At 59.2% G+C, this 25,432-nt stretch carries 22 protein-coding genes and 2 pseudogenes; 13 read left to right on the top strand and 11 right to left on the bottom strand.

The window, feature by feature from the left end; genetic code table 11:
• Positions 1-10 precede the first annotated feature (10 nt).
• Complete coding sequence (locus tag K5E37_RS05185) at positions 11-1,417, bottom strand: FAD-binding oxidoreductase (protein ID WP_127798099.1); 1,407 nt, start codon at positions 1,415-1,417, stop codon at positions 11-13.
• Between the two features lie 51 nt (positions 1,418-1,468).
• On the bottom strand, positions 1,469-2,284 hold the full coding sequence (locus tag K5E37_RS05190) for a helix-turn-helix domain-containing protein (protein ID WP_221533302.1): 816 nt from the start codon (positions 2,282-2,284) through the stop codon (positions 1,469-1,471).
• Between the two features lie 263 nt (positions 2,285-2,547).
• Here K5E37_RS05190 and K5E37_RS05195 point away from each other — a divergent pair, with 263 nt between their 5' ends.
• Positions 2,548-2,820, top strand: coding sequence for a DUF1652 domain-containing protein (locus K5E37_RS05195; protein WP_011334086.1), 273 nt, complete (start codon positions 2,548-2,550; stop codon positions 2,818-2,820).
• Between the two features lie 59 nt (positions 2,821-2,879).
• On the opposite strand, the gene K5E37_RS05200 is transcribed toward K5E37_RS05195, so the two are convergent.
• Positions 2,880-5,354 (bottom strand): UvrD-helicase domain-containing protein, encoded by a 2,475-nt coding sequence (locus K5E37_RS05200; protein WP_221533303.1) that lies wholly within the window; start codon positions 5,352-5,354, stop codon positions 2,880-2,882.
• A gap of 278 nt (positions 5,355-5,632) precedes the next feature.
• On the opposite strand from K5E37_RS05200, the gene K5E37_RS05205 reads away from it, so the two are divergent.
• On the top strand, positions 5,633-6,328 hold the full coding sequence (locus K5E37_RS05205) for a pirin family protein (RefSeq protein WP_221533304.1): 696 nt from the start codon (positions 5,633-5,635) through the stop codon (positions 6,326-6,328).
• 61 nt (positions 6,329-6,389) lie between these two features.
• Here the strand turns inward: K5E37_RS05205 and pgm are convergent, their stop codons facing one another.
• The 4 genes from pgm to K5E37_RS05225 all read right to left on the bottom strand — a co-directional run bounded on the left by pgm (position 6,390) and on the right by K5E37_RS05225 (position 12,618).
• The gene (gene pgm / locus K5E37_RS05210; protein WP_192561059.1) at positions 6,390-8,036 is read right to left on the bottom strand and encodes a phosphoglucomutase (alpha-D-glucose-1,6-bisphosphate-dependent); all 1,647 of its coding nucleotides are present in this window, start codon (positions 8,034-8,036) and stop codon (positions 6,390-6,392) included.
• A gap of 76 nt (positions 8,037-8,112) precedes the next feature.
• The gene (locus K5E37_RS05215; RefSeq protein ID WP_085603773.1) at positions 8,113-9,543 is read right to left on the bottom strand and encodes a PLP-dependent aminotransferase family protein; all 1,431 of its coding nucleotides are present in this window, start codon (positions 9,541-9,543) and stop codon (positions 8,113-8,115) included.
• Between the two features lie 49 nt (positions 9,544-9,592).
• Positions 9,593-11,047, bottom strand: a complete 1,455-nt coding sequence (locus K5E37_RS05220) for a hypothetical protein (protein ID WP_221533305.1) — start codon at positions 11,045-11,047, stop codon at positions 9,593-9,595.
• Between the two features lie 548 nt (positions 11,048-11,595).
• Positions 11,596-12,618: a zinc-dependent alcohol dehydrogenase family protein gene (locus tag K5E37_RS05225; RefSeq protein WP_007954559.1), complete on the bottom strand. Its 1,023-nt coding sequence runs from the start codon at positions 12,616-12,618 to the stop codon at positions 11,596-11,598.
• 270 nt (positions 12,619-12,888) lie between these two features.
• On the opposite strand from K5E37_RS05225, the gene K5E37_RS05230 reads away from it, so the two are divergent.
• The 10 genes and pseudogenes from K5E37_RS05230 to K5E37_RS05270 all read left to right on the top strand — a co-directional run.
• Positions 12,889-13,803: a LysR family transcriptional regulator gene (locus tag K5E37_RS05230; RefSeq protein WP_074690647.1), complete on the top strand. Its 915-nt coding sequence runs from the start codon at positions 12,889-12,891 to the stop codon at positions 13,801-13,803.
• A 345-nt stretch (positions 13,804-14,148) separates the two neighbouring features.
• Entirely contained in the window at positions 14,149-14,448 is a 300-nt protein-coding gene (gene hxsD, locus K5E37_RS05235; protein WP_221397312.1) for a His-Xaa-Ser system protein HxsD, read from the top strand.
• A complete protein-coding gene (gene hxsB / locus K5E37_RS05240) occupies positions 14,445-15,932 on the top strand; it encodes a His-Xaa-Ser system radical SAM maturase HxsB (protein ID WP_221533306.1) in 1,488 nt (495 codons plus the stop codon). Before hxsD ends, hxsB begins: the two co-directional genes overlap by 4 nt.
• Positions 15,932-17,167 carry a His-Xaa-Ser system radical SAM maturase HxsC gene (gene hxsC / locus K5E37_RS05245; RefSeq protein ID WP_221533307.1) on the top strand — a complete coding sequence of 412 codons (1,236 nt, stop codon included), beginning with the start codon at positions 15,932-15,934 and terminating at the stop codon, positions 17,165-17,167. Before hxsB ends, hxsC begins: the two co-directional genes overlap by 1 nt.
• Positions 17,164-17,772, top strand: coding sequence for a His-Xaa-Ser repeat protein HxsA (hxsA, locus tag K5E37_RS05250; protein WP_221533308.1), 609 nt, complete (start codon positions 17,164-17,166; stop codon positions 17,770-17,772). Before hxsC ends, hxsA begins: the two co-directional genes overlap by 4 nt.
• Before the next feature lie 50 nt (positions 17,773-17,822).
• Positions 17,823-18,236: a hypothetical protein gene (locus tag K5E37_RS05255; RefSeq protein WP_221533309.1), complete on the top strand. Its 414-nt coding sequence runs from the start codon at positions 17,823-17,825 to the stop codon at positions 18,234-18,236.
• 32 nt (positions 18,237-18,268) lie between these two features.
• Positions 18,269-18,553, top strand: a complete 285-nt coding sequence (locus K5E37_RS05260) for a hypothetical protein (RefSeq protein ID WP_221533310.1) — start codon at positions 18,269-18,271, stop codon at positions 18,551-18,553.
• Positions 18,554-18,715: 162 nt separating this feature from the next.
• The gene (locus K5E37_RS05265) at positions 18,716-19,660 is read left to right on the top strand and encodes a hypothetical protein (protein ID WP_221533311.1); all 945 of its coding nucleotides are present in this window, start codon (positions 18,716-18,718) and stop codon (positions 19,658-19,660) included.
• Positions 19,661-19,939: 279 nt separating this feature from the next.
• Positions 19,940-20,116: pseudogene (locus K5E37_RS29565) on the top strand (AbrB family transcriptional regulator); the annotation flags it as partial.
• A 7-nt stretch (positions 20,117-20,123) separates the two neighbouring features.
• Positions 20,124-20,240, top strand: a pseudogene (locus tag K5E37_RS05270) (type II toxin-antitoxin system YhaV family toxin); the annotation flags it as partial.
• 226 nt (positions 20,241-20,466) lie between these two features.
• Here K5E37_RS05270 and K5E37_RS05275 read toward each other — a convergent pair.
• Complete coding sequence (locus K5E37_RS05275; protein ID WP_085745732.1) at positions 20,467-21,717, bottom strand: MFS transporter; 1,251 nt, start codon at positions 21,715-21,717, stop codon at positions 20,467-20,469.
• A 102-nt stretch (positions 21,718-21,819) separates the two neighbouring features.
• Here K5E37_RS05275 and K5E37_RS05280 point away from each other — a divergent pair, with 102 nt between their 5' ends.
• On the top strand, positions 21,820-22,788 hold the full coding sequence (locus K5E37_RS05280; RefSeq protein WP_221533312.1) for an AraC family transcriptional regulator: 969 nt from the start codon (positions 21,820-21,822) through the stop codon (positions 22,786-22,788).
• Positions 22,789-22,825: 37 nt separating this feature from the next.
• On the opposite strand, the gene K5E37_RS05285 is transcribed toward K5E37_RS05280, so the two are convergent.
• The 3 genes from K5E37_RS05285 to gcvA form a co-directional block, all read right to left on the bottom strand.
• Positions 22,826-23,587 (bottom strand): SDR family oxidoreductase, encoded by a 762-nt coding sequence (locus K5E37_RS05285; protein WP_221533313.1) that lies wholly within the window; start codon positions 23,585-23,587, stop codon positions 22,826-22,828.
• Between the two features lie 30 nt (positions 23,588-23,617).
• Positions 23,618-24,445 (bottom strand): EamA family transporter, encoded by an 828-nt coding sequence (locus K5E37_RS05290; protein WP_221533314.1) that lies wholly within the window; start codon positions 24,443-24,445, stop codon positions 23,618-23,620.
• Positions 24,446-24,520: 75 nt separating this feature from the next.
• Positions 24,521-25,426: a transcriptional regulator GcvA gene (gcvA, locus tag K5E37_RS05295; protein ID WP_221533315.1), complete on the bottom strand. Its 906-nt coding sequence runs from the start codon at positions 25,424-25,426 to the stop codon at positions 24,521-24,523.
• Between the last annotated feature and the right edge of the window lie 6 nt (positions 25,427-25,432).

A 25,432-nucleotide genomic window follows, 5' to 3' on the forward strand; every position in this document is an offset into this window, starting at 1 on the left:
TAAACAACGTTTAGTGCATGAAACCTTCCATGAACCCGGCCACCTGGCTGGCAAGCTTGCGCCGCCAGGGCGCGGTCGCCGGGTTGGCCAGGGTCTGGTCTTCGTGGACGAAGCTTTTGATGATCGCGTTGTAGCCAAGCCAGCGGCACGGTTCCGGCTCCCAGGCCCGCAGCGCGTGGATCCCGCCGTCGGGCAGCACCCACGGCTGATGCGTCAGCTCGGTGTCGCGCTCGAGAATCAGATCCGCAAGCGTCCGCCCGCCCAGGTTGGAAGCGCCGACACCCTCCCCGCCATAGCCGCCGGACAGCGCGATGCCGTTGGCCCGGTCGCAGAGCATGTGCGGTTTGAAATGCCGGGACATGCCGAGGTTGCCGCCCCAGGCGTGGGTGATCTGGACGTTTTTCAGCTGCGGGAACAGCTCACCGAACAGGTAGCGGCGCAGCTCGACTTCATCGCGGGTCAGGTCGAAGTTGTGGCGCAGCTTGCCGGCGAACTGATAACCGCCACGGGCGCCGAAGATCAGCCGGTTGTCGGCGCTGCGCTGGCCGTAAGTGACCTGACGACTGAATTCGCTGAAAGCCTGCCCCCGACTGAGGCCGATTGCGTCCCAGGTCGCGGCGGACAACGGCTCGGTGGCGACGATCAGGCTCTGCACCGGTAATTGATAACGGCCCAACGGTGGCAGCGTGACGGAATAGCCTTCGATGGCCGGGACAATCCAGCGGCTGCGTACGCTGGCGTTGTCGGTCCGCAAACTGCCGGCCTGCCAATGGGTCACCGGGCTGTTTTCGTAGATCTTCACCCCCATGCTTTCAACGGTTCGCGCCAGGCCGCGCACCAGTTTCGCCGGGTGAATGGTCGCCACATGTGGCGCGAAGATGCCGCCGTAAGGCTTGGCGATGCGAATCTGCTGCGCCAGTTGTTCGGGGCTGAGCCAGCGGTAATCGTCGTCGGTCAGGCCCTGAGCGTGGAGTTTCTTCAGGTAGTCGCGAAGACTGGCTTCCTGCTCGGGATAGCGCGCGGCGCAGTACAGCACCCCGCCTTTGCGGTAATCGCAGTCGATGCCTTCGCGTTCGAGGACGACTTCTACTTCATCAGGAATGCCGTGCAACAGGTCGAACGAAGCGCGGCGTTGTTGTGGCGACAGACCGGCCAGCAGGCGATCCTCGCCCAGCAGATTACCCATCAACCAGCCGCCGTTGCGACCTGACGCGCCGAACCCGGCGGTTTGCGCTTCGATGATGACGACGTTCAGGCTCGGCGCCTGCTGTTTCAGGTAATACGCAGTCCACAACCCGGTGTAACCGGCGCCGATGATCGCCACGTCGACGTCCAGGTCCTGCGCAAGCGACGGGCGCGCGGTCAGCGGCTCGTCGAGTTGATCCATCCACAAACTGATAGTGCGCCACGCCGGCATGCAAGACTCCGCCAATCCAGGTTTCGATGGCGTCGATCCTAGAGGCAGAACTCAGGGATTGTCTTGCGCGCGTGTCCGCAAAGAAATTTGCTTGGCGTAGGCCTTGGGTGACTGGCCGGTGTGCTGGCGAAAGCAGCTATAGAAAGCCGACAGCGAATTGAAACCGGCAGCGAAGGCCAGTTCATCGATGCGCAACGGCGGCGTGGCGTTGTTCAGCGACTGCAATAGATGTTGCAGACGCGCCTGATTGACGTAACGGTAAAAGCTTTGCCCCAGCACCTGATTCAGCAAATAGGAAATCTGGTTGCGGCTGTACCCGCATTCCTTCGCCACCCGTTGCAGGTCGAGTTCGGGGTCGAGATAAGGCTGCTGACGCTGAAAATACTGCTGCAAGTCATCGGCCATGAAACTCAGCTGACGCGGCGACAGCCCCAGTCGACTCACCGCCGGGCGCTGGCTGCTTGCCGTCGGGCTTTCGGCCTGCTCGCGCACCAGCGAAGCATATTCGTTGACCCGCCAGATCTGCCCGTCCTTGACCGTGATCGCTTCGCTGGAACGAAACGACACCAGCCCGTTGCCGCCGCGCAACGTCACTTCGTACTGAATGAAGGCGGTGTTGCCGTCGATGCGGATGCGGTCGCAATGCTCCAGCGCTTCGTCGGACTCGCGCGGCATGCTGACCCGGACGTACTCGCGCAACTCGTCGAGGCCGAGCACGCGGTTCTGGAAGAAATCGTTGTACTGGATGTCCGGGTGGTACAGCGCCATCACGCCATCCAGGTCCCGGTGTTTCCAGCACAGGTGATAGCGCATGACCGTTTCGGCCGTGGCCCGCGTCTGTTCCGGGCCGTCATCATCGGCGTGCATAAGGGACTCTTGGAAAAAGAACCGAGCTTGCCCAACTTCTGGCCCTGCATCAACAACCCGTCGTAATGGCACTTTGGTGACGACTGGGGTGGAGCGTGACTTACATCAAAAAAATCCGCGCAATCGCTAAATGAACTGAAAATTCTCACAGGAATTTCACATCCAGATGCTACTTTTAAAGGCAATCACCGGTTGGGCCAATGAAGGCTCTTCCCACCTACCATGAGCAAACGGAAGCGCTCGATGAAGAAGGCGGGCAACACATGAATAAAGGGTCAAGCAAGGTCACGTTCCCCAATGCCTGCCAGCTGATGCGCTGGCATTTTCATCCCATGGGTTTCGAGGCGACCATGGATGCGCCGGGCAGTCTGGTCGCGCGCCTGTTCGATCGGGCCAGCGGCGAAACCCTGATCGCGATCGCCGGCATTCCCTGTGCCACAGTGATGAACGCGGCGGATGTGGAAAGAATAATCGAAGCCGTTGAGGATGAGCTGGAGGCTTTCATTCCTCCGGAATCTCTCAAGAGTTATGCGTAACTAGCTGATTCAAAATAAAAAAAGCCCGCTTTGTGCGGGCTTTTTCATGGGCGTTGGATTCAGGCCGTTTTCTTTTCCGGACGATGATCGACGAAGAACGGTTTGCCTTTGGCGACCCGGTCCGACGCCCGAGGCATGTTGACCGCTTGAGTGTCTTGCGGCTCGACATACCAGTAGCAATGGCTGACTGCACGGGTGATACCGACATAGGCCAGGCGCAGGATTTCGCCTTTCTGCGCGCTGTCATACGGCTCGCTGTCACCGGCCTTGCCCAGTCCGGCCATGCGATACACCTGATTCTTGTAAGGCGAACTGGTCAAGTGCTGGCAATCACCCAGCAAAAAAACCGCGTCGGCCTGCAGGCCTTTGGCGCTGTGATAGGTCAGTTGTTTCAGTCGACGGGACTCGTACGGCAAGCTCGAATCTACATTAACTACAGACTGAATATGCTGTTCTATCAATAACTTATCGCTGCTTTTTCGATAGAGCATCAAGATTGAGTCGCCCTTTCGATAGTGTTCTGCCAGGCGCTCGCCGAGCGCCTGATCGTCGCGCTCCAGCACGTTGACTGGCTGCAACGGCCTCTCCTCGCCGCTGGCTTTGGCCTTCTTGCCCGGAATCGCCGGCGCCGCGCGAACGATGTGCTCCGCCGCGTCGATGATGTGCTGATGGCTGCGATAGTTATCGCTGAGCATCACCCGCGTCGTGCTCGGCGACGGGAATTCCTTGTTGAATTCCATGAAGTAGCTCGGCGAACTGCCGCGCCAGCCGTAGATCGATTGCCAGTCATCGCCTACGCAAAGCAGCGAGGATCGCTGCGCGCCTCGTCCAACGTGCATGGCCGGGCCGCGACTGCGGATTTCCGAGAGGCTGGCGCGAATCCACGAGACGATCTGCGGCGAAACGTCCTGAAACTCATCGATCATCAGGTGCGACATCGGCCGCAGCAACTCATCGCTGAGCAGCTTGAAGTTTTCCGGCGAATGCTCGCTGAACAGTGCGAACATGCGGTTGTAGGTCATGACCGGCGGCTTCTGATCCAGCAAATGGTCTTCCAGCGCGCGCCAGAACAGGCTCAAGGCTTCGAAGAAAAACCGGTCCGGATCGTCCTTGGCGAAACTCATGTGGCCAACGGCGTCCGGCACATCCAGGCCCAGGTTCTCGATGAAGCCTGCGGCGGCGACAAAACAGTCGAGCAATGGCGCGGACGCCAGCTCACCCTTGACCTTGTAGTCGAAGCCCGGACCGGCGCTGACATCACCTGCCAGCGTGGCCAACAAACGTTTTGATGACTCGTAACTATCAAGCCAAATCAATGGCTTACGACAGAAAGCTTGAAACAGGGTGCGCTTGACCGCCCACTCTGCACGCACCGTCAGCTTGGCGTTGGGACGGCAGACCTGCGGATTTTCCCGTGGATCGAAGCCCAGCACGACCCAAGCGTCCAGGCTCGGAATGTAGCCGTGGCAATGGAAGGACGCGCCGTTGATTTCGAATGTCTGGCGGCTCGGTTCGATGCCCTTGATCGGCCAGGCGCCGGCGCGAAGCCACATGTCTTCGATCATGTCGCACAGCTCTTCATCGCGGCGAGCTGCCAGCTCCGTTACAGCGACGCGCTTTTGCACGTCCGGGTGATCGCGTTCCAGCTCCTTGAGCTGCAAGGCGTGCCGGGACAGCGGCTGGATCAGTTGCGCAAAGCGCGGGTCTTCTTTGTAGAGACGGTGGTAACAGGCGTTGAGCTGCTGGCGTTGTGCATCGTTGATGCGCAGATCGAACGGATTGCTGTCGACGTCTTCATCTCCACCCGGCGCGCGGTGGCTGAGGTTTTCGAATGCCTGCAAGCGCTCGAATCCCGGCAGGCTGCGGACCATCGGCAGGATCCGCGAGTGAAAGGTGCGCACCAGATCCCGCGCGTCTTTCTGACTGAGTGCCCGGCCCCACAATGCGAACAGTTCGATCAGTTTGTTGATGAAGTCCTTGCGCGACTCGCGGGTGAACGTCACTACAGTCATCGAATCGAGCTCAAAGCCCAGGTAGTGAGTCAGCAGCAGGATCCGCAGCACCAGCGTGGTCGACTTGCCGGCTCCGGCGCCGGCAATCACAGAAGTTGACGGGGTATCGCTGAAAATCATCTTCCACTGCGCCACGCTTGGCTGGGCGTGCGCAGGCAGCAGGCGTGCGACGTCGGCTTTCATGCGTTTCTTCAACTCTGCGCTGAGCGGCAGGCGCCAGTCGTCGAACAGATGATTGTCGATACCCGGCGGGCGATGCTCGGTATTGCGGCTGTCGCGGATCAACAAGACCTGGCGGCCCTCTTCCAGCCCGTCAGCCTTGCCTTCCTTGTACCCGTAATCCACGCCGGCGGTATGCCCGCTGCGAAAACCGTCGGCCTGACCGTGCAGCCACGAAGCCCGGTGCTGGGCGCGCAGTTGCGTCAGACCATGGCCAAGGAAACGCGCCGCCAGGCGTTTGAACCAGGGCATCTCGGCCAGGGGACGAAGTTCGGGGGGAAGATCGGGGGTGTGTTGCGCCACGCTGACGGACTCCGGATGTGAGGCTGTTGAGGGCTATGGTGTCTGCATTTGCTTTTTTGTTCTAGCGAAATGCTTACAGGTCATTGGTTTAGGCGATGAATTGAAGGTCGGATGAGACGATTTCGAGCTTTTTTAACATCAATCGATTCGATGGGAATGCCGCACTTTTTACGCTTTTTCTCGATGGTTGACTGATAGATGATGCCTGCCATCAATCACCGGTCTCGCTTCGTGGCTCAGGCATCACGCCCCATGACGAACCTTTTGAGGAGACGATCATGCTTGAACTCAGACCTTTCAGCTCGCTGGGCGGCGCCCATCACGGCTGGTTGGATGCCCATCACCATTTTTCGTTCGCCGAGTACTACGATCCGCAACGCATGAGCTGGGGCAACCTGCGCGTGTGGAACGACGACATCATTGCCGCCGGTACGGGCTTCCCTACTCACCCGCACCGCGACATGGAAATCATCACTTACGTGCGTGAAGGCGCGATCAGCCACCAGGATAACCTGGGCAACAAAGGCCGCACCGAGGCTGGCGACGTGCAGGTCATGAGCGCCGGCACCGGGATCGCCCACAGCGAATACAACCTGGAAGCCACGGACACCAAGATCTTCCAGATCTGGATTCTGCCGACCGAAACCGGCGCACCACCGTCCTGGGGCGCCAAACCGTTCCCGAAAGGCGACCGCGAAGGTTTCGTGACCCTCGCCAGCGGCAAAGACGGTGACGATCAAAGCCTGCGCATCCGCGCCAACGCGCGTTTGGTGGCGGCCAATATCAAGGCCGGGGAAACCGCTGAATACCGCCTCGACGCCGGACGTCGTGCCTATCTGGTTCCGGCTACGGGTGTCATTGAAGTCAATGGCTTGCGTGCACAAGCTCGCGACGGTGTGGCGGTGGCTGATGAACAGATGTTGACCGTCACGGCGCTGGAAGACAGCGAGATCGTGTTGGTGGATCTGGCCTGATCGGCGAATCGCGGGCACAAAAAAGGGCGACCTCAGGGTCGCCCTTTTCCGTTGTCTGGATTTATTTGGTGCTGATCGCACCGTCTACCAGAGTTTGCGCTTCGGCCACCAGTTGCTTGAGGTGGTCGTCGCCGATGAAGCTTTCGGCGTAGATCTTGTAGATATCTTCGGTGCCCGACGGACGTGCAGCGAACCAGCCGTTTTCGGTCATCACTTTCAGACCGCCAATGGCCTGATCGTTGCCTGGAGCCTTGCTGAGAATGCTCTGGATCTTCTCGCCCGCCAGTTCGGTCGAGGTGACCTGCTCCGGCGACAGTTTGCTCAGCAGCGCTTTCTGTTCCGGATTGGCCTTGGCGTCGACACGCACCGAGAACGGCTCGCCCAGCTCATCGGTCAACGCACGATAGGCCTGGCTTGGGTCGCGGCCGGTACGGGCGGTCATTTCAGCAGCCAGCAGGGCTGGAATCAGACCGTCCTTGTCAGTGCTCCAGACACCGCCGTCCTTGCGCAGGAACGAGGCACCGGCGCTTTCTTCGCCGCCAAAACCCAGCGAGCCGTCGAACAGACCATCGGCGAACCATTTGAAGCCGACCGGCACTTCGTACAGGCGACGGCCCAGGCGCTTGGCCACACGATCGATCAGACCGCTGCTGACCACGGTTTTACCCACGGCTGCGTCGGCACGCCATTGCGGACGGTTCTGGAACAGGTAGTCGATCGACACCGCCAGGTAGTTGTTCGGTGCCAGCAGGCCGCCGGACGGTGTGACGATGCCGTGACGGTCGTGATCCGGGTCGCAGGCGAACGCCACGTCAAAGCGCTCTTTCAGACCGATCAGGCCTTGCATGGCATGGCTGGACGATGGGTCCATGCGGATCTGCCCGTCCCAGTCGACGGTCATGAAGCGGAACGTCGAGTCGACTTCCTTGTTCACCACGTCCAGGTCAAGACGATAGTGCTCGGCAATCGCCGACCAGTAGCGCACCCCTGCTCCGCCCAGCGGATCGACACCCAGGCGCAGTTTGGCGCCGCGAATGGCATCGAAGTCGATGACGTTGATCAGGTCGGCCACGTAGGTGTTGACGTAGTCGTGACGGTGGGTGGTTTCGGCCTTGAGCGCTTGCTCGTAGCTGATGCGTTTGACGCCGGCCAGTTTGTTGGCCAGCAGTTCGTTGGCCTTGGCTTCGATCCACTTGGTGATGTGGGTGTCGGCCGGGCCGCCGTTGGTTGGGTTGTACTTGTAGCCGCCGCTTTGTGGCGGGTTGTGCGACGGGGTGATGACGATGCCGTCGGCAAGCCCCGTGGTGCGACCACGGTTGTAGCAAAGGATGGCGTGAGAAACCGCCGGGGTCGGCGTGTATTCATCGCCTTCGGCGATCATAACGGTCACGCCGTTTGCCGCCAGTACTTCCAGGGCGCTCGCCCCGGCCGGGGTCGACAGCGCATGCGTGTCGATGCCGACGAACAGCGGCCCGGTGATGCCCTGGGCTTCGCGATACAGGCAGATCGCCTGGCTGATGGCCAGAACGTGCCACTCGTTGAAACTCAAATCAAAGGAACTGCCCCGGTGCCCGGAGGTGCCGAACGCCACGCGCTGGGTGGAAACCGAGGCGTCGGGTTGACCGGTGTAATACGCCGTAACCAGTCGCGGGATGTCGACCAACAATTCTGCCGGTGCCGGTTTGCCCGCAAAAGGACTGAGTGTCATGCAAAACCTCTGAAATAGAGTGGTTCAGGAAATTACACCGGAGTTTACTGGCAGTTTGTCCGGAGTGCGATGGGGTCTATTGCGTACAAGCCGAGTGTTTTCGCGCATCTGTCCGCGGAGCCAGTCGCAACGCATCCCCAAGCAGTCCGACAAGTCTTAACAACTCGTGTTCCGTGCCACCAATCGCGCTCAAACGCATGTGCTGCGCGTGCAACCCTCTGAGGCTGAACAACTCCCCCGGCGCAATCAGCACATGTTGCTTGAGCAGCCGCTGAAACACCGCGTCCATCACGACCGGGCGCGCAGAATGCAGCCAGATCGTCGCACCGCCCTCAGGTTCGATGACGTGCAGAATGTCCCCCAGACGTTCGCGTATCAAATTGATCCATTGAGTCCGGCGCTCCTTGAGCAAGCGCTTGAGCATCGGCAGATGCTGGTCGACCCGCCCGCTCGCATAGAGTCGTGCAATCGCTTTCTGGCGGATTGGTGAAAGGCGAAACGAACGCAACAGAAAGTGACGCTGCAGGTCCGCGCGCCATTGCCGCGACAGGACAAAACCGTAGGGGGCTTCGACCCCGATGATTTTTTCGAACATGGAAAACACCAGCAGACGGTCGGGATCCACCAACTCGCGCAGCGGCTCCCCTTCGGCGTCGTCCAGCAAGTCGCCGTGGCAGTCATTTTCCAGCAACCAGGTGCCATGACTCAGCAGCAAATGCGCAATGGCCTCACGGCTGGCCGGCGGGATACGACTCCCGTGGGGCATGTTCAATCGGGAGGACAGCAGGATCAATCGGACCCGCTCGCTTTCAAGCAGTCTCTGGAGTTTCTGCGGATCGAATGCCCCGTCTGGCTGCAGCGGCAACTCGATCACCTGAACCTCGGCGGACTGAAACAAGCGCAGGATCATCCAGTCACACGGCGATTCGATCACCACGGTTGCGTGGCGCAACTCAAGGACGGCGATCAGGATTTCCAGCACTCCTCGCAGATCGGCACCGATGTAGACATCTTCAGCGTGCCAGCAATGGGCAGCCGATGACGTGTAGCGGGCCGCCAGCAGCGTGCGCAACTCCAGCTCGCCGCAAGGCTGGGCCGGCGTTTGCAGGTGCCGGGGATACTGGCGCAACAGCTCTCGTTCAAGCATCAGCAACGGACGATCGAGAGGCTGGATCGACGCCGGCTCATCGGCGCTCAATACCTGCATGCCAGTGCATCTGGCATTGACGTACACCGTTTCCAGCAAATCACCGCCGCGTCCGGGCGGCATGAACGACGATGCAGGCTGCGCGAAATATCCGGATTTGGCTACGGAATAGACCCGGCCTTCTTTCTCCAGCAGTGCGTAGGCGTATTGAATGGTCGAGATCGACACGTTCAACCGCTCGGCCAGTTGCCTCAACGATGGCAGTCGAATCGCTCCCTGGTTGCCCGGCTCGCTGATCAGTTGCGTCAGGTAGCGATAGACAGCCTGGTAGGCAAAATCAGATTCTCTCGGCTCACTCATGAGGGTACGTCCGCTGAGACGTCCGTGTGATCGGGCAGCAAAATCCCATTCAACCTTCCGCCGAGCGGTCGCCAAGAGTCACCTCGCGCTCGGGCAACTCCTGCGCTTGTGCGACGTGCTCGCCTGTCCGGACAGCCCCCATTGCATACAACCGGCAGATCAGTCGCAGTGGCAAGCCGCTGACATCGGTCATCCATTGCAAGACCTGCTCCGGTGCGTGCAGGCCCTGCATGGCGCGGTGCAGGTCCGGCATGGCGACCAGCATCCCCGGATGACAGGTGCGCAGGAATCGCTCAAGGCCGGCACCGGCATCGTTGAAGGGAGCGAACAGGAGACACACCAGTTGCGACTCGTTGAGGCCGAGATTCTTTTGCAGGGACGACGCTGCCAGCGACCGTTGCTCGGCTAGATCGCAAGAGTTGCCGAATGTGGAGACAAAACGTTCGCAAACCTGCTCTGGCGTGTTTCTGCGGCGCATCGTCGCCAAGCATTGCTGCAGATAGTCCGATACGCCGGTCTCATAGGTCCGGCCTTCGGTGTAACTGGCCTGCAACCCTTTCAGGTAGGCGTCGACCAGGGGATCAGCGCACTCGCCGGTGCGCGCTTCAAGCATCAGATCGTCGGCCTGAAACCCGAGGAAATCGCTGAGCAAGGGCCAGCGTTCCTCCATTTTGCCGACGACCATATCGTCAATACCGATATAGCTGGTGCGACGACAGGCTTCGAACTCGCCGAGGGGGCGCCAAGGCACCCGATCGTCTTGCGAGTAGAGTTCGCGATAACAATCGCCGCCGAGGCTGTCGAGCAGACTGAACAGCTCATCGAACCCGCCGCCCTTTCGCGACAACTCGCCAATCCCGACCTTGCGCACTGCCCTGTCCAGACCATCGAGAAACTGCTCCTGACGGCGCGCGTTGTCGCTGCTGATCAAGGCATCGACACCGTTGCTCCATCGGGCGACCTGGCCATAGAACTCAGCGGTGGTCAGATACTGGTCATCCCACAATGTCAGATCCTCATCCCATTCACGGCGATGCCCCACCATCAGCAGGTCGAGTCTGCCGGCCTCGCGCCCTTCATCGCAGATGGGCGCCAGATGGTTGAAAGGCAGGATTTCCCGATGATCGACCATCAACAACTCGACCCTCGGGTCATCATGCAGAAACAGTGCGCTGAAACTGCGATGCAGGTTGTGCAACGCCGAAGCCGGTACGCCGTTGCACCGCAGGGTCGCGACCCTCAACTGAAATGTGGCAGGTGCGCGGCCGGCGATGCTCAACTGCGCTGCGCGCAACAGGGCCAGGCTGTAGCAACAGTCGCGTGTGCCGGACTGAATCACCAACACCTTGAATTCACCGATGCGATCCATGCCCCCGGCAGCGACCGCCAGACGCTGGATCAACAGCTGCAATGCCGTGCGCTCGGCCCGGGAAAAGAAACTCAGCAGTCGTTGCAAAACTTGCTGGTAGACATAGTTCATTGCCTGATCATGGATCGTGCTCATCAGTACTTCACCCGGTATCAAAGGTTTTATATCGCGCGGCCGAAAAATGGCGGACGCGCAATCATTCTTCATTAATTAATAGACGCTTAAATGCTAACACTTATGTTTTTGTAGTTATTTGAAACAGTTGAGCGCATGGCATTTAAGAATCACGAGCGACATGGCTGAAAGCCCCGTCGCTGCTGGACTCCTCGCAAGGCAGGGATTTCCTAGGAAACTTCTTACAAGCCCCTGCACATAATGAGCACAAGAAAAAAAGAAGGGATTACATGGCAGCCCTACAAACTTTAAACAGAAGTTTGAGGTGCGATGATAAACAGCCGTTTGATACTGCACAGAACAAATAGAATGCACAGACATAGCTCATTCCTTGAGATGAAAGTAGTCATTCAATTATCAGGGTCTGGAGGGCAATTAGAAGATACAGATCGAGAGCAAAAACCAGTTCAGTTGCTGAACGTCCCCAGGCGTCTGGCCCAGGGGTTTCTCGATATCTGAAGGATTAAACGCACAAGAGTCCGTGGGGCCACGGACTCTGATTGGAAGGGTCAGGCAGTTTCGATTTGCAGGGCAACCCGCTCGCGGCATGGGCACTCGTCCATGTAGCGGTGAGCTTCGACAAACTCGTTGAACGGAAACACACGCGTTTTTAGCGGCAGCAGCACACGGTCGGCAGTGAGCTGGTTGATATCACGCAAGGCACGCTGCAAGGCTACGTGATCCTGAACGATGCCGAGCTCCGGCTTGCCGGTGAAGTTGCCGATGCAATGCACGAAGAACTGAATGTTCTTCTGGAACGCTGCGCAGGCCGGGAATGGCGTCTGGTTGCCGCCCTGCAGGCCGTACAGCACCAGGCTGCCACGCGGTGCCAGTACATCGCCGAGCAGCGACATCTGTGGCCCGCCGAGACCGTCGAACACCACGTCGACACCGCGGTTGTCGGTGATCTTGTTGATCCGCATCAACAGGTCTTCTTCTTCGGTGACGATCACTTTCTCGGCACCGAGAGACAGCAGGTACTCACGCTCCTCCGCCGTTTTGGTGGCAGCAATCACCCGCACACCCAGCGCCTTGCCCAACTGGACGAAGGACGGACCGGCACAGTGGCTGGCGTCGGTCACCAGGGCGAACTGCCCGGGTTTGACCCGTGCCAGATCAACGTAACCGAAATAGGCGATCAACAGCGGCGTGTAATGCACGCTGGCTTCAATCGGGCTGAGCACGTCGGGATAACGGGTCAGCGCGGTGCGCGGCAGAACGATCAGTTCGCCGTAGACCGGATAATCATTGGGGCTCTCGGCCGGGAAGCTGGCCACCTTGTCGCCCACGGCCAGATCTTCGACGCCGTCGCCGATGGCCGTGACCACGCCGGCCATTTCATGACCGAGGCCGGAAGGCAGACGCGCCTGGGACGACGCCAGATTCTGGCGCCAGAGCGTGTCATACCAGCTGATGCCGATCGCCTCGACACGCACCTGCACTTCGCCAGGACCTGGCTGAGCAGCCGCATGCTCTTCGCATTTGAGCACCTCGGCTGGACCAAACTTGTGAAAACGGATCGTGCGGGACATCGCAAACCTCGTCAAAGTAACCTCTAATGCCATGAACTCTATCTGGGCTTTCCAGCCAAGACTATCAGTGGCTATTAATAGTCGACATGCCTGTCATTGATTCCGCAGCATGGTCAGCATTGAGAAAATCCATGAAAAAACTGCTGCCGCCTTCTCAGTAAAGCTGAATTACCCGGTGCAGACTACCAGCCTTTCCCCGTAAGATTCATGCCGGCCATTGTTCTCATATGGTCGCTCTCGTCAAGCTTGATGACTCTGCCAGGACTCCAGATGAATCGTAATGACCTGCGTCGTGTCGACCTCAACCTGTTGATCGTGTTCGAAACGCTGATGCATGAGCGCAGCGTGACCCGTGCGGCGGAGAAGCTGTTTCTCGGCCAGCCAGCGATCAGCGCGGCGCTTTCACGCCTGCGCGGCCTGTTCGACGACCCTTTGTTTGTGCGCACCGGGCGCAGCATGGAGCCCTCCGCCCGTGCGGTGGAAATCTTCGCCCTGCTCTCCCCGGCCCTGGACTCGATTTCGACAGCCGTCAGCCGCGCAGCGGAATTCGACCCGGCGACCAGCACTTCGGTGTTCCGCATCGGCCTGTCGGACGACGTCGAATTCGCACTGCTGCCAATGCTGCTCAAGCGCCTGCGCGCCGAGGCACCGGGCATCGTGCTGGTGGTGCGCCGCGTCAACTACATCCTGATGCCCGGCCTGCTCGCCTCCGGCGAAATCTCGATCGGCGTCAGCTACACCACCGACCTGCCGGCCAACGCCAAACGCAAAGTCCTGCGCCGTAGCGCACCCAAATTGCTGCGCGCCGATACTGTGCCGGGGCCGCTGAGCCTCGACGATTACTGCGCCCGGCCGCATGCGCTGGTGTCGTTTGCCGGCGACCTCAGTGGTTTCGTCGATGAAGAACTGGAAAAACTCGAGCGTAAACGCCATGTGGTCCTGGCGGTGCCGCAGTTCAACGGGTTGGGTACGCTGCTGGCGGGCACCGACATCGTCGCGACCGTTCCCGATTACACGGCGGAAGCGCTGACGGCGGCTGGTGGTCTTCGCGCGGAAGATCCACCGTTGCCGACACGCACTTTCGAGCTGCACATGGCGTGGCGTGGGTCGCAGGATAACGATCCGGGTGAGCGGTGGTTGCGGTCGCGGATTCAGATGTTTTTCGGGGATCCGGATAGTCTTTAGGCGCCGCCTGATAGGCTGTTCGGCTGATCATTTCTGCCTTTCCACAAACCATGGAGCTCCATTCACTTCCAATGGATTGCTACATTGGGGGCATATATGAGGACATGCTTTGGATGGGTTGAAAAGGATGCCCCCAGCCTGAAGGCCAAGCAGGCTATAGATGAGGATGGGTTGACTGAGGGAGATATGAACCCTCGACCCTACCCCGTATCATTCCGAGCCGTAGTTAGCGCACCACCCACCACGCTGGACAAATGCGTGCAAATGTAAAAAATTATGATGGCACAATGCCTCGGAAACCGGCAATATCCACACGTTCCCAACGGATTTGAAGGACCGGTTCCGATGACATGGCCAGTCACGCTGAAACTCGACAACGCAGCCTACCCGCTCAGCGTGGTGCAACGCGCCGCTTATTCCCTGGCCGACACTGTCACGATCCAGGTCGGTATTGAAGCCAATCAGATAAGCCTCACGGCCCACCCAGCTGAAGCAAGGCTAACGCTTTCCCCGGAGCAGGCTCACTCGCTGATCCTTCAGCATCTGAACGACTTCGCCCTCCGCGACCATATCAACCGCGAAACAGCAGGGCTGCGCGAAGTCCTGGCCCGAGCCGCGCTCGCTGGATGTGGGGTTTCGCAGTGACACTGATTGCGACAGACGCCAAGCACTACCGCTTGCTGCCTTTTCGTTTCATGCGCATGAACACGGGACGTGACCGTGACATCCTACTCACCTCCGATACCGGTGAGTACATGCACGTGAACGACGCGCAATTACGAGCCCTCAGTTACTTCGACGTTCAAGCAAGTACGCCTTTTTACAAGGACCTGCTGGCCCGCCACTTCATCTACGAACCAGGCCGCCACGACCCGTTCCCGGAAATGGCCGCGCAGTATCGCAGCCGCAAGGACTTCATCTTCCAAGGCCCTGCACTGCACTTGTTCGTGGTTACATTGCGCTGCAACCACACCTGCCAGTACTGCCAGGTGTCGCGGGCCCCTCTGGGAGGATCCAGCCACGACCTGTCGGAAGCGGATGCACTGGCGGCGGTCGATCGCCTGTTCGAATCGAACGCTCCCGCCCTGACTGTGGAGTTTCAGGGTGGCGAGCCGCTTCTGGCCTTCGAGCGCGTCCGCCAGATTGTCGAATGGGTCGTTGAACGGAACGTGGTCGAACAACGGGATATCCAGTTCGTCATCACCACCACGCTGCACCACCTGACGGAGGAAATACTCGATTTCGCAGAACAAAATCGCATCCAGTTTTCGACCTCGCTCGATGGGCCGGCGCCCTTGCACAATGCCAACCGCCCTACCCCGTCACGAGACTCCTACGAACGCACTGTAAAAGGCATCCAGTGGGTCCGTGAGCGCCTTGGCCATGATGCAGTTTCCGCGCTGACCACGCTGACTTCAAGAAGCCTCGAACAACCTGAAGCGATCATCGATGAGTATGTAAGCCAGGGCTTCTCCAGCATCTCGCTTCGGCCTCTGAGCCCTTATGGGTTTGCCACCAAGAGTGCCCATCGACTTGATTACCCTATTGAGCGATATCTGGCCTTCTACAAGAAGGCGCTGGCCTATTTGCTGCATATCAACCAACAGGGCGTATATCTCTCAGAGAGTTATACGAGCTTGTTGCTGAAGAATATCCTGACACCCTTCTCCTCCGGCTATGTAGACCTGCGCTCCCCCACTGGCGCAGGGACTGCGGCGCTGGTCTATAACTATGACGGTTACGTCTATCCCTCGGACGAAGCCCGAATGTTGCTGGAGATGGGTGAAGACGGCTTGAGGCTCGGCACCGTGCAGCAACCCTTGTCTGAATTACTCGCATCGTCCGTTATGAATGCGTTGCTCGCCAGTGGTGTAGCAGAGGCGCTGCCGGGCTGCTCCGATTGCGCACTTGTCCCGTACTGTGGTGCTGATCCCGTCGAACACTATGCCCGCCAGGCTGACCCGATCGGACACCGAGTGTTCAGCAGCTTCTGCAAGAAGAACATGGGGCTGCTGAAGCATCTTTTCGGCCTGCTTTGCGATGGCGACGACAACGTGCAGAGAGTGTTGCTGTCTTGGTTGAACAGGCGCTCTTACAACGATGTCCGGTTCCCGGGTTACAGGGGCTGATGGCGATGCTGCGCAAAGATACCCACTTCGAAATCCATCACCTGAATGAGCCGAAACTGCTCAAGGTCATCACTCTGGATGAGTTCATCGAACAAGGCCTGGCTGTTTGTGCCGGAAGCGCTGAGTTCGGTGACCTGCTGCTTTGGCTGCCAAACGAAGAACGGCTACGGAACCCGCATCTGCTTTCATTACCAGTGGGTGGATTCCTGATCCCGGAGCCATTGATTGGCGACTTCGACAGCGCGCGGCCACACCTGCACACCCCTAAAGATGCGGATGTCGTGCAGCCCGGCGATGTCATTGCCATCACACCAGGCAACGCGATGGTGCGAGTGCTCTATCGACGAGGCTCAGACAGCAACCTGCTGTTCATGACCGATCGTTGCAATAGCCTCTGTCTGATGTGCTCGCAGCCGCCCAAAGATATCGATGACCGTTGGCACATCGAGGAGAACCTACGGCTGATCGACCTGATGGATCCGGGCGAGGAAAATCTGGGAATCAGCGGCGGAGAACCAACGCTTTATCGCGACGGCCTGCTCGAAATCCTGGCCAAGTGCAAAGCCGTTTTGCCGCAGAAACCCATTCATGTGCTCAGTAACGGGCGTCTGTTCCAAGACCCGAGCTGGATCGCAGCGCTCTCTGCCATCGGCCACCCTCAGTTGAGCTGGGGCATCCCGCTGTATGCCGACAATGCCGAAGACCATGACCATGTGGTGCAGGCTCCAGGCGCGTTCAGCGAAACCCTGCAAGGTCTTTACAACCTGGCGCGCGCCAACCAGATCATCGAGATACGCGTGGTGCTCAATCGCCTGACCACGCCACGCTTGCCTGAACTCGCCCACTACGTGTTCAGGAACCTGCCCTTCGTGCGGCATGTTGCGCTGATGGGTATCGAAAGTACCGGCCTGGCCAGGAAGAACTACGAAGAACTATGGGTTGACCCGCTGGACTATCAAGAGTCGTTGAGCCAGGCCGTGTATTTCCTGTTCAACCGCGGAGTGCCGGTTTCGATCTACAACTTGCCCCTGTGCCTGATCCCGGCCCACCTCTCGCGTTTCGCCCGCCAAAGCATCTCGGACTGGAAGAACCTGTTCATCGATAGTTGCCAGCAATGCGCTGCCGTCAAACATTGCTCTGGCTTCTTCAAATCCCACACCGACCGCTGGCAGAGCCGCGGCGTACAACTACTATCGACCGAGGCCTTTAGCGCCTATGCAAGGAGTGCACAGTGAAATTGCTCGACCGCTGGAAAGTCCTGATCAGTGGGATCAGCTTGCTGCCAATGGCAGGTACCACCCTGGCACAGGCGGGCCATCTGTCGCTCGCCGATGCGAACTGGCAACCCAACGACAAGCTACAGCCCCCGGTATTTGCCGATACGCTCAATGCGCCAGACACCGTCAACATCTATGCGGCACATCGCTCTCACAGTTCACACCGATCCCACAGTTCGCACAGTTCTCACTACAGCGGCTCGAGTAGCTATAGCGCACCTCGCTACTACAGCCCACCCGCTACCAGTACCCGAAGCTACAGCGCGCCGAGTGCTTCGAGCAGCACGTCAAGCAGCAACAGCCTTTATCAGTCGTCTGGCACTACCAGCGGGACAAGTTCGAGCACTTCAAAGAGCCGCCCGACCAATGAGCAGAAAAGCAACCTGGTCACCCGTGTACAGACCGCGCTGATGGTGCGCCAGTATTACCAAGGCACCATTGATGGGGTGATGGGCAAGGCGACACGTGGTGCGTTGATGGCCTTTCAGATGGACAGTGGGCTGACCGTGAATGGCCGGATGGATACGCCATCGCTGAATGCGTTGGGTATCAAGATTCCATAAGTCGCTTCAGGTTAAAGCTAGCGTCCGTTCAGCAACGAAGGAATTATCCCATGCAGCACATCATTCAAGTCGACAACACTCTCTGGGCATTGATCAGCCGCCTGCAAGGCAAGGAACTGCAAACACCGTCGCGTAGCGCTCGTTTCCGTATCACGACCGTTGATGCAAATCGCGTTGTGATTGAGACCGGATCGGAAGACTCGCAGTTGGCGCTGACTCGAGCAGCTTTCCAGCAAACGTTGGACTACCTCGCCGGTAACAATCATTTCGGCCAAGCACAAGCTGTGGAAATCAGCTCCAACCATACGTACGAAAAAGCCGGCCCACTTTGCCGGGCGGCTCGTTACAGAGCAGAAGGCAAGCCAGGCCGTACCAACATCACCTACATTCTGCCGATTCTAGAGCAGTGCCAGGCAGTCGGCATCCGGTCAACCACCCCAAACAGCACTTGGCTGCTGCCCTGAACCGCTCCTGATATCTTTACAAGGACGCCAACATGTACGCCAAAATGGACACCTTCCGCCCCAGCAGTGCCGCCTCGTTCGATGAACCCTGCAAGGTTACGATCAACAGCGAGTTTATCACCGTCGCCTATGACGACGCGGGTCAGACCTGGCAGTACCGAGGCCAGGCAAAAGGCCCGGGGCATTACGAACTGCGAGCCGAAGGCTTCGACGGCAGAGCAACGCTGCACCGCTTCGAAGGCTCGAATGTACTGGAAGGCACTTGGGTAGAAGACGGCGTACGCGGGATGTGGCGAATTGTCTGCCAAGCCGATTGATTCGCCAGTCGTACCCACATAAATAAGCTGAACTCGTGGTGGTTTGATGGGCCGCCACGGGGTCATCCACCTCAATTGGCAAAACAAGACGTACATCAAGACTGCCAAGTATTGCTATCCGCCTGGATTTTAGAAGCACGGAAAAGAAGTTCAAGGACTAAAATGATAGCTCTGAAAGCAAAACTGCTCGCCAAATTCCAGCAATATTCCGTATCCCAACGGTTCTATCTCGCCTCGGTAGTTACGTACCTCATCACGATTGCAGCTGCCCTATACACGGGCATATCCGCGTTTACCATCGGGACGACGGTCGCGGCTGCATTGATAATCTGCGGATTCATTGCCTGGTGCATCCCTTTCGCCCGCTGGCTCCATACAGCATGGGATAAGCCATTCGCCAAAACGCCCATCATCATTATGCATCTGCTCGCACTGCTGATGTCGACAGCATGCGCGCGTTTCGCGGTTGCCGAGACGTTAGGGCTGCCCCCTCAAAGTTTTGATCTGACAGTCGGCTTTCTCGCGTTGCTTTTCTACATTCCATCGTGGCTGCTTGTGGTGGCAATACTCCTTGGTCTGACAGCAGTGCTGATCATGGTCATCGCGATGATCAGCCTGCCATTCGAAGCAGCCTGGCAACATATGATCCGCTTGGTGGCGCTCCTCGGCTTTCAATCTAAATTCAAGCAATCGCGCAGTATGATCATGTTCCATGGCGCAGGGGCACTGATCATTAGCGTGCTATTTGCCATGAGCTACGGCTACCTTACCGACAACTTCAGTCCGGCCTTCAAGGCCGCGACCAAAGTCATTGCACTACGAAGTGATTTCCACAAGACCCCTAACTATCCCGACGTGCGGACTGGAGAATATGTGCATCCGTTGGAGAATGGCTTTATCGCTTACGCCCGCGAACAAGAAGACAAAAGTGTCATCATTGGCGTTCGTCTACAGCCTGCCGAGAATTACGATGTCGTCGTGTCGACTATTCCGCCTCTCAAGGTTGCAATGACAACCATGGCAGAACACGTCAAGCAATCCCCTGCGCTGATTTGGCTGCTCAGCAGCGCTGCTTCAGAGACTAAGTCGGACTCGATGCTGCGTTAGACCTGCTTGCCGAGCCAGCAGGACGGCAGCTTGAGACATCAGTGGATGAGACAAGGTCGCATCAGTGGCTCTCCACCGATCCATTTTTGTGACAGACGCAGCGATCTGGAGCGTCTTGGGCTTTCGCCGCTGAGCAGAAAAATCATCTCGTACATGGACAGCATCGACGAAGTTCCCGCTTCAGAGCAACCGGCATCATGGATCTCGTATTTGAGTGACTCCATGCGAGTGCTGCGCCCATCCGCGCCTTGACGGCTTCCAAATGGGGGACGGCATGCCAAATCCGTTTGCCAACTCCTGGCTCTGGATAGCTGGGGCAAGATCGCATTCGATGTGCACGAGGATGAAGTCGTGGTCAGTCGTGTAAAAACTGCCCATGAAGACCCTGCCATCGGCGTATTCCTCGGCTTACTGGAGGCCGACATTCGAACCGCGCTGCCAGAAGATCTGACGCAGGCCACGGGCAGGCAGCAAATCCGATCCCTATGCCGTGTTCGAGAAAATGCTGGGCCGGGGCAATCCTCCGGATGGCTGGTATGCACTGGTCGCCGCCACACGAAGCGACTGGAGCGAGTCCTGAACCCCTGATCCTTGACCGTTTTCGCTCGTAAAACCATCCTGATAGCCCCTACCCGCTCAGCGGACTCACTTGGGAGTATGACTGGGGGTATATCCCGCAAAAAGCATCATGCAGCCCTCGACATACGGACCTTTCCGGATGTTTTTTGGCGATCCGGATAGTCTCTAGGCTTCTATTGGGATATCTCCTGATTACGGACGAACTTGAAGCGGTTTGGCAAACCGCATCAAAGGTGCAACGCAGGCTTGGCCTGGCGAACGCCATGGACAGAAGGCACGCGGACACGCAGCGCAATCAGTAACGCGGCCAGCAGCATCAGCACGGCAGCCGCTACGAACACGGCTGCACTTCCTCCGAGGTTGAACATCGCACCGCCAGCGGCCGCGCCCGTTGCAATGGCGGACTGCACAGAGGCCACCACCATGCCCCCGGCGCTTTCCGCCTGATCAGGTACCGCGTTGGCGACCCAGTTCGACCACGCCACCGGCACACCACCAAAGGCCAGACCCCAGATCGCCAGCAATACCGCCTGCCCCGGCACCGAGGCCGGCAACAGCACCAACGCCAGTGCTGCGACACCGACCAGCGCGGGCATCAACACCAGCGTCGCCAGCGGGTGGCGCTCCAGCAGCCTGCCGGTCAACAGCGTGCCGACGAAGTTCGCCGCACCGAACCCCAGCAGCATCAGCGACAACCCTTGCGGACCGATGCCGGTAGTCCCTTCAAGGAATGGCCGAACATAAGTGAACATCGCAAAGTGCCCGCTGTGCACCAGTACACAGCCGAACATGCCGATGGCGATGCCCGGACGCTGCAACACCTCGAAAACGGTGCGCAGTCTTGCCGGCCGGCGCGGCGCGAGGCGCGGCAGAGTGAGCGACTGGAAAGCCAGGGTCACCAGGCCTACCGCCGCCGCTGCAAAGAACGCGCAGCGCCAGCCATATAACCCGCCCAGATAACTGCCCAGCGGCACTGCCACCACCGTCCCAATGGCTATGCCGCTGAAAATGATCGACAACGCCCGAGGCAACAAGGCACTCGGCACCAAACGCATCGCTACCGCTGCCGCCATGCTCCAGAACCCGCCAAGGGCAATACCCAGCAAGATGCGCATCAACAACAGCACCGCGAAGCTGGAGGAAACGGCCACCAAAAGATTCGAGGCCACCATCAACGTGGAAAAACCCAGCAAAACCCAACGTCGGTCGATGCCGCGGGTCAGACCTGGCACCAACAAGCCCGCGAACAGCGCCACCACGGCTGTCACCGTTACCGCCTGGCCAGCCAGCGCTTCGGACACTCCCAGGTCGGTAGCCATCAGTGTCAACAAACTCGCCGGCAGGTATTCAGCGGTCAGTAACCCGAACACACCCATTGCCAACGAGAAGACGGCCATCCACGCGGGCGTCGCAGGTTCCAAGTCCGCGCCGACGCCTGAATGGCGGTCGGATACGGCGTTACATACACAGTCAGTCATTGCACAGATCTCCAAATGGTCATTGCGAGCCGAAGTCTAGGCGCCGAAAATCGGATGATCTATGATCAAAAGTCTCCACTTCTTGACTAAAGCCCCTGAACGATGACCGCAGATCACCTTGCTCTTTCCTCGGATCTCATCAACGAGCTGTTGCGCGGTATGCGCCTGCGTGGCGTCGAATACCGGCGCATTCAGGCGGGACCGACCTTCGGTTTGGGCTTCGCGGAAAAACCTGGGCACGCCTGGTTCCACTTCATGGCCGTCGGCAATGGGGTATTGCGAATGGAGGACGGCAGCACGTACGCGCTGACTGCCGGCAACGCCGTACTCATCTCCCATGGCGCGGCCCATCAACTGTTTTCCCATCCGGATGCGCCTGTCCAAGACATCGACCGCCTAAGCGGCGAAACCTTGGGTGACACCGTCAGCGCGGTGGATACCGGAGCGGATGCCAGCCCAACGCCGAGCACTATCTTGTTCAGTGGTTGCATGGAGTTTGAACTGGGCAGTATCCATGGCCTTGGCCGGCTGATGCCGGGCCTGATGCTGATTGATGCCGGTGGCCAGCGTTATCCCGGACTGGTACCGATCCTGGCCACCATGGAGCGCGAGGTCAGCGCCGCCCGCGTGGGCTTTGCCGGCATCCTCGCGCGGTTGGCCGACGTGGTGGCCGCCATGGTCGTTCGCGGCTGGGTGGAATGCGCCTGCGGCAATGCTTCGGGTCTGATCGCCGCCTTGCGCGATCCACGCTTGGCCGGTGCACTGCTTGCGCTCCATCAACAACCGGGCCGCGACTGGACCGTTGCGCAGTTGGCAGAGCACTGCAATACCTCACGTTCGGTATTCGCGGAGCGCTTCCAGGTCACGATTGGCATGACTCCACTGCGCTACGTGACCGAACTGCGAATGCGGCTTGCAAGCCAGTGGCTGACGCTCGAAAGGCTGCCGATTGAAGAGGTGGCGCAGCGTTTGGGTTATACCTCCCAGGCTGCGTTCAGTCGTGCATTCAAGCGTATTACGGGCAGGACACCGGGCTTGAGTCGCAAGGCGAGGCAGCCCGCGATTACTTGAAGTCGAGCGCAAGGAATCGATGATCCTTGCCCCTGTCTCACTTACCGCCCGTTACGTCGAGGAATGTACCGGTAACAAATGATGCCTCTGCGCCAGCCAGCCATAAAATGGCCCGCGCCACTTCCTCCGGCTGACCGCCTCGCCCCATAGGGATCGAGTCCTTGACCCGATCGACCCGCCCCGGCTCGCCGCCGCTGGCGTGCATATCGGTATAGATATGTCCGGGGCGAATACAGTTGACGCGTATTCCTTCCCGGGCGACCTCTTTGGCGAATCCGATGGTGAACGTTTCCAGCGCACCCTTTGATGCTGCGTAGTCCACATATTCATTCGGACTACCCAGACGGGCCGAGGCCGACGACACATTGATCACCACGCCGCCCGCACCGCCGTGCCGCAGGGACATGCGCTTTACGGCCTGCTGGGCGCACAGTATCGGCCCGAGGGAGTTGACCGCAAAGATGCGTTGCATGCGTTCGAAGCCGAGGTCCTCCAGACGTGACTGTTGCGCCAGCACCCCAGCGTTATTGACCAGGACATCGATTCGCCCGAACGTGTGGTCGATCGCGGTAAAAAGACTCGCGACCTGCTCGGGATCGGCACTGTCGGCGCGCATCGCCAACGCCCTGCGCCCCATCGCTTCGACATCCGCCGCAACCGCCAGCGCGGCGGACTCATTGGCAACGTAACTGATTGCGACATCGTAGCCTTGGGCAGCAGCGAGTCGGGCGGTGGCGGCGCCTACTCCACGACTGCCACCCGTGATCAGAATCAGCGGAGCCTGCGAGACGTTGACCATGAAAACTACTCCTGAGCAAATAAAGCCGAATCAGCCGATGATGATCGCGCCGCTGGCGATCACCACACAGGCCAGCATCCGGCCGACGGTAAGTGTTTCGCCGAGGAACAGGTAGCCAAGCAGCGCCGCAAACAGCACGCTGGTTTCACGCAGGGCTGACACCGCGCCCAGCGGGGCTTCGTTCATCGCGTAGATAACGATTGCATAGGCAAGCAGAGAGACCAGCCCGCCCATTGCCGCAGCAAACATTCCGGGCCGGATCGAAAACAGGCTGCGGGCATCGCGCAGACCGATGTAGACCACCGGCATCAGCACGCCCCATAAGGCGCTCATCCACACCGTGTAGGCCAGCGGTGCACCGGAAAGCCGCGCGCCAATGCCATCGACCACGCTATACGCCGCGATAAAGCAGCCGGTTCCCAATGCGTAAGGCAGGCTGGGCACCGACAGCCTGCGTCCCCGAAAAGCCAGCGAAATGATTCCGCCTGACACCAGCGCAATGCCGAGCAATTCGCCGGGGGTGATGGTTTCGCCGGCAAACAATGCGGCGCCCAGCGTGATCAACGCGGGCGAAGAACCGCGCGAAATCGGATAAATCTGCCCAAGATCGCCGACCCGGTAACTGCGCACCAGAAAGAGGTTGTAGCCAACGTGCAGCAATGCCGACAGCAGCGCATACCCCCAGCTCTGCGGCGCAGGCGCCACCATGCACATCGCGGCAACTGCACAGACTATGGCGATGGCAACGCACATCACCGTCATCGACCAGAGCCGATCGGCACCGCCGCGCAGCAATGCATTCCAGCCGGCGTGCAGCAGCGCGGCGAACAGGACAAGGAGGACGAGATGAGTAGGCATTGGCCATTTTAGGCAGCCCGAACGGACGGATTACAGAGAAGACTCCTCACTGTGCCATGAGCGATTCTTCATACTTCAAGCGAGGTCGCCGCGCACTTTAAGTGCCTCACTGAGCAACCACTCGCGAAAACTCACAATGTGCGGCTGTAACTCAACGCCCTTGGGACAGACGAAGTAGTAGGCAAGCGGTGACTGAAACGGCACATCGAACAGCCGCACCAGACGGCCATCGTCGATTTCCTTTTCGACATGCCCGCTGCGCACCAGAGCAATGCCATGGCCGAGCAAAGCCGCCTCGACCGTCATATTGGTATCGCCAAACCTGACACTTTCCCGCAGCGGCAAAAACGCCAGCCCGACGGACTGGAACCACGCTTCCCATTTCGGCGCCAGTTCGGCACCGTCGCGAGCCAGCAGCGGCAACTGCAACAAGTCGGCGGGACTGCTAGGCATTCCGACGCGTTGCAGCAGTTCGGGACTGGCCACCGGGAAAACCTGCTCACCGAACAAAAACTGTGAATACAGCCCGGGATAGTCGCCCTTGCCCAAGCGGATCGCGACATCGGCTTCGCTGCTGGCGAAATGGATGACCTTGTCCGTGGTGTCCAGCGACACCAACAGTTCCGGGTGCTGGCGGGCCAGGCTTGGCAAGCGTCGCAGCAACCATTTCAACGCAAAGGAATAGGTCGTGCTGACGCTGAGCCGCACCCTGCCCTTTTGCTCGCGCAAATCGGCCAGCGTCGCCGTAAGGGTCATGAAGAACTCGCGCACAATCGGCGCCAGCGTAGCGCCTGCAGGTGTGAGGCGTAACGACTTGCCCCGTTCAAACAGCTGCAAGCCCCAAAGTTCTTCCAGGTGTCGCAGTTGATGGCTGACCGCGCTCTGGGTCACATGCAGTTCCTGCGCGGCGGCGGTGAACGTCGGGTGCCGGGTGGATACTTCGAAAGCCCGCAAGGTCGCGGTCGGGGGTAGATCTCTCATAAACAC

It is taken from the genome of Pseudomonas sp. RIT778 (genome assembly GCF_019718735.1).
GTDB lineage: Bacteria > Pseudomonadota > Gammaproteobacteria > Pseudomonadales > Pseudomonadaceae > Aquipseudomonas > Aquipseudomonas aphyarum.

What these genes read in the sequence shown, in the direction of transcription:
- K5E37_RS05265 (WP_221533311.1), top strand. Translation starts at nt 18,716, where the DNA reads ATGATAGCTCTGAAAGCAAAACTGCTCGCCAAATTCCAGCAATATTCC.
- K5E37_RS05285 (WP_221533313.1), bottom strand. Translation starts at nt 23,587, where the DNA reads ATGGTCAACGTCTCGCAGGCTCCGCTGATTCTGATCACGGGTGGCAGT.
- hxsC (WP_221533307.1), top strand. Translation starts at nt 15,932, where the DNA reads ATGGCGATGCTGCGCAAAGATACCCACTTCGAAATCCATCACCTGAAT.
- K5E37_RS05195 (WP_011334086.1), top strand. Translation starts at nt 2,548, where the DNA reads ATGAATAAAGGGTCAAGCAAGGTCACGTTCCCCAATGCCTGCCAGCTG.
- K5E37_RS05290 (WP_221533314.1), bottom strand. Translation starts at nt 24,445, where the DNA reads ATGCCTACTCATCTCGTCCTCCTTGTCCTGTTCGCCGCGCTGCTGCAC.
- hxsD (WP_221397312.1), top strand. Translation starts at nt 14,149, where the DNA reads ATGACATGGCCAGTCACGCTGAAACTCGACAACGCAGCCTACCCGCTC.
- K5E37_RS05215 (WP_085603773.1), bottom strand. Translation starts at nt 9,543, where the DNA reads ATGAGTGAGCCGAGAGAATCTGATTTTGCCTACCAGGCTGTCTATCGC.
- K5E37_RS05280 (WP_221533312.1), top strand. Translation starts at nt 21,820, where the DNA reads ATGACCGCAGATCACCTTGCTCTTTCCTCGGATCTCATCAACGAGCTG.
- K5E37_RS05190 (WP_221533302.1), bottom strand. Translation starts at nt 2,284, where the DNA reads ATGCACGCCGATGATGACGGCCCGGAACAGACGCGGGCCACGGCCGAA.
- K5E37_RS05185 (WP_127798099.1), bottom strand. Translation starts at nt 1,417, where the DNA reads ATGCCGGCGTGGCGCACTATCAGTTTGTGGATGGATCAACTCGACGAG.
- K5E37_RS05230 (WP_074690647.1), top strand. Translation starts at nt 12,889, where the DNA reads ATGAATCGTAATGACCTGCGTCGTGTCGACCTCAACCTGTTGATCGTG.
- gcvA (WP_221533315.1), bottom strand. Translation starts at nt 25,426, where the DNA reads ATGAGAGATCTACCCCCGACCGCGACCTTGCGGGCTTTCGAAGTATCC.
- pgm (WP_192561059.1), bottom strand. Translation starts at nt 8,036, where the DNA reads ATGACACTCAGTCCTTTTGCGGGCAAACCGGCACCGGCAGAATTGTTG.
- K5E37_RS05260 (WP_221533310.1), top strand. Translation starts at nt 18,269, where the DNA reads ATGTACGCCAAAATGGACACCTTCCGCCCCAGCAGTGCCGCCTCGTTC.
- K5E37_RS05255 (WP_221533309.1), top strand. Translation starts at nt 17,823, where the DNA reads ATGCAGCACATCATTCAAGTCGACAACACTCTCTGGGCATTGATCAGC.
- K5E37_RS05220 (WP_221533305.1), bottom strand. Translation starts at nt 11,047, where the DNA reads ATGAGCACGATCCATGATCAGGCAATGAACTATGTCTACCAGCAAGTT.
- K5E37_RS05275 (WP_085745732.1), bottom strand. Translation starts at nt 21,717, where the DNA reads ATGACTGACTGTGTATGTAACGCCGTATCCGACCGCCATTCAGGCGTC.
- K5E37_RS05225 (WP_007954559.1), bottom strand. Translation starts at nt 12,618, where the DNA reads ATGTCCCGCACGATCCGTTTTCACAAGTTTGGTCCAGCCGAGGTGCTC.
- K5E37_RS05205 (WP_221533304.1), top strand. Translation starts at nt 5,633, where the DNA reads ATGCTTGAACTCAGACCTTTCAGCTCGCTGGGCGGCGCCCATCACGGC.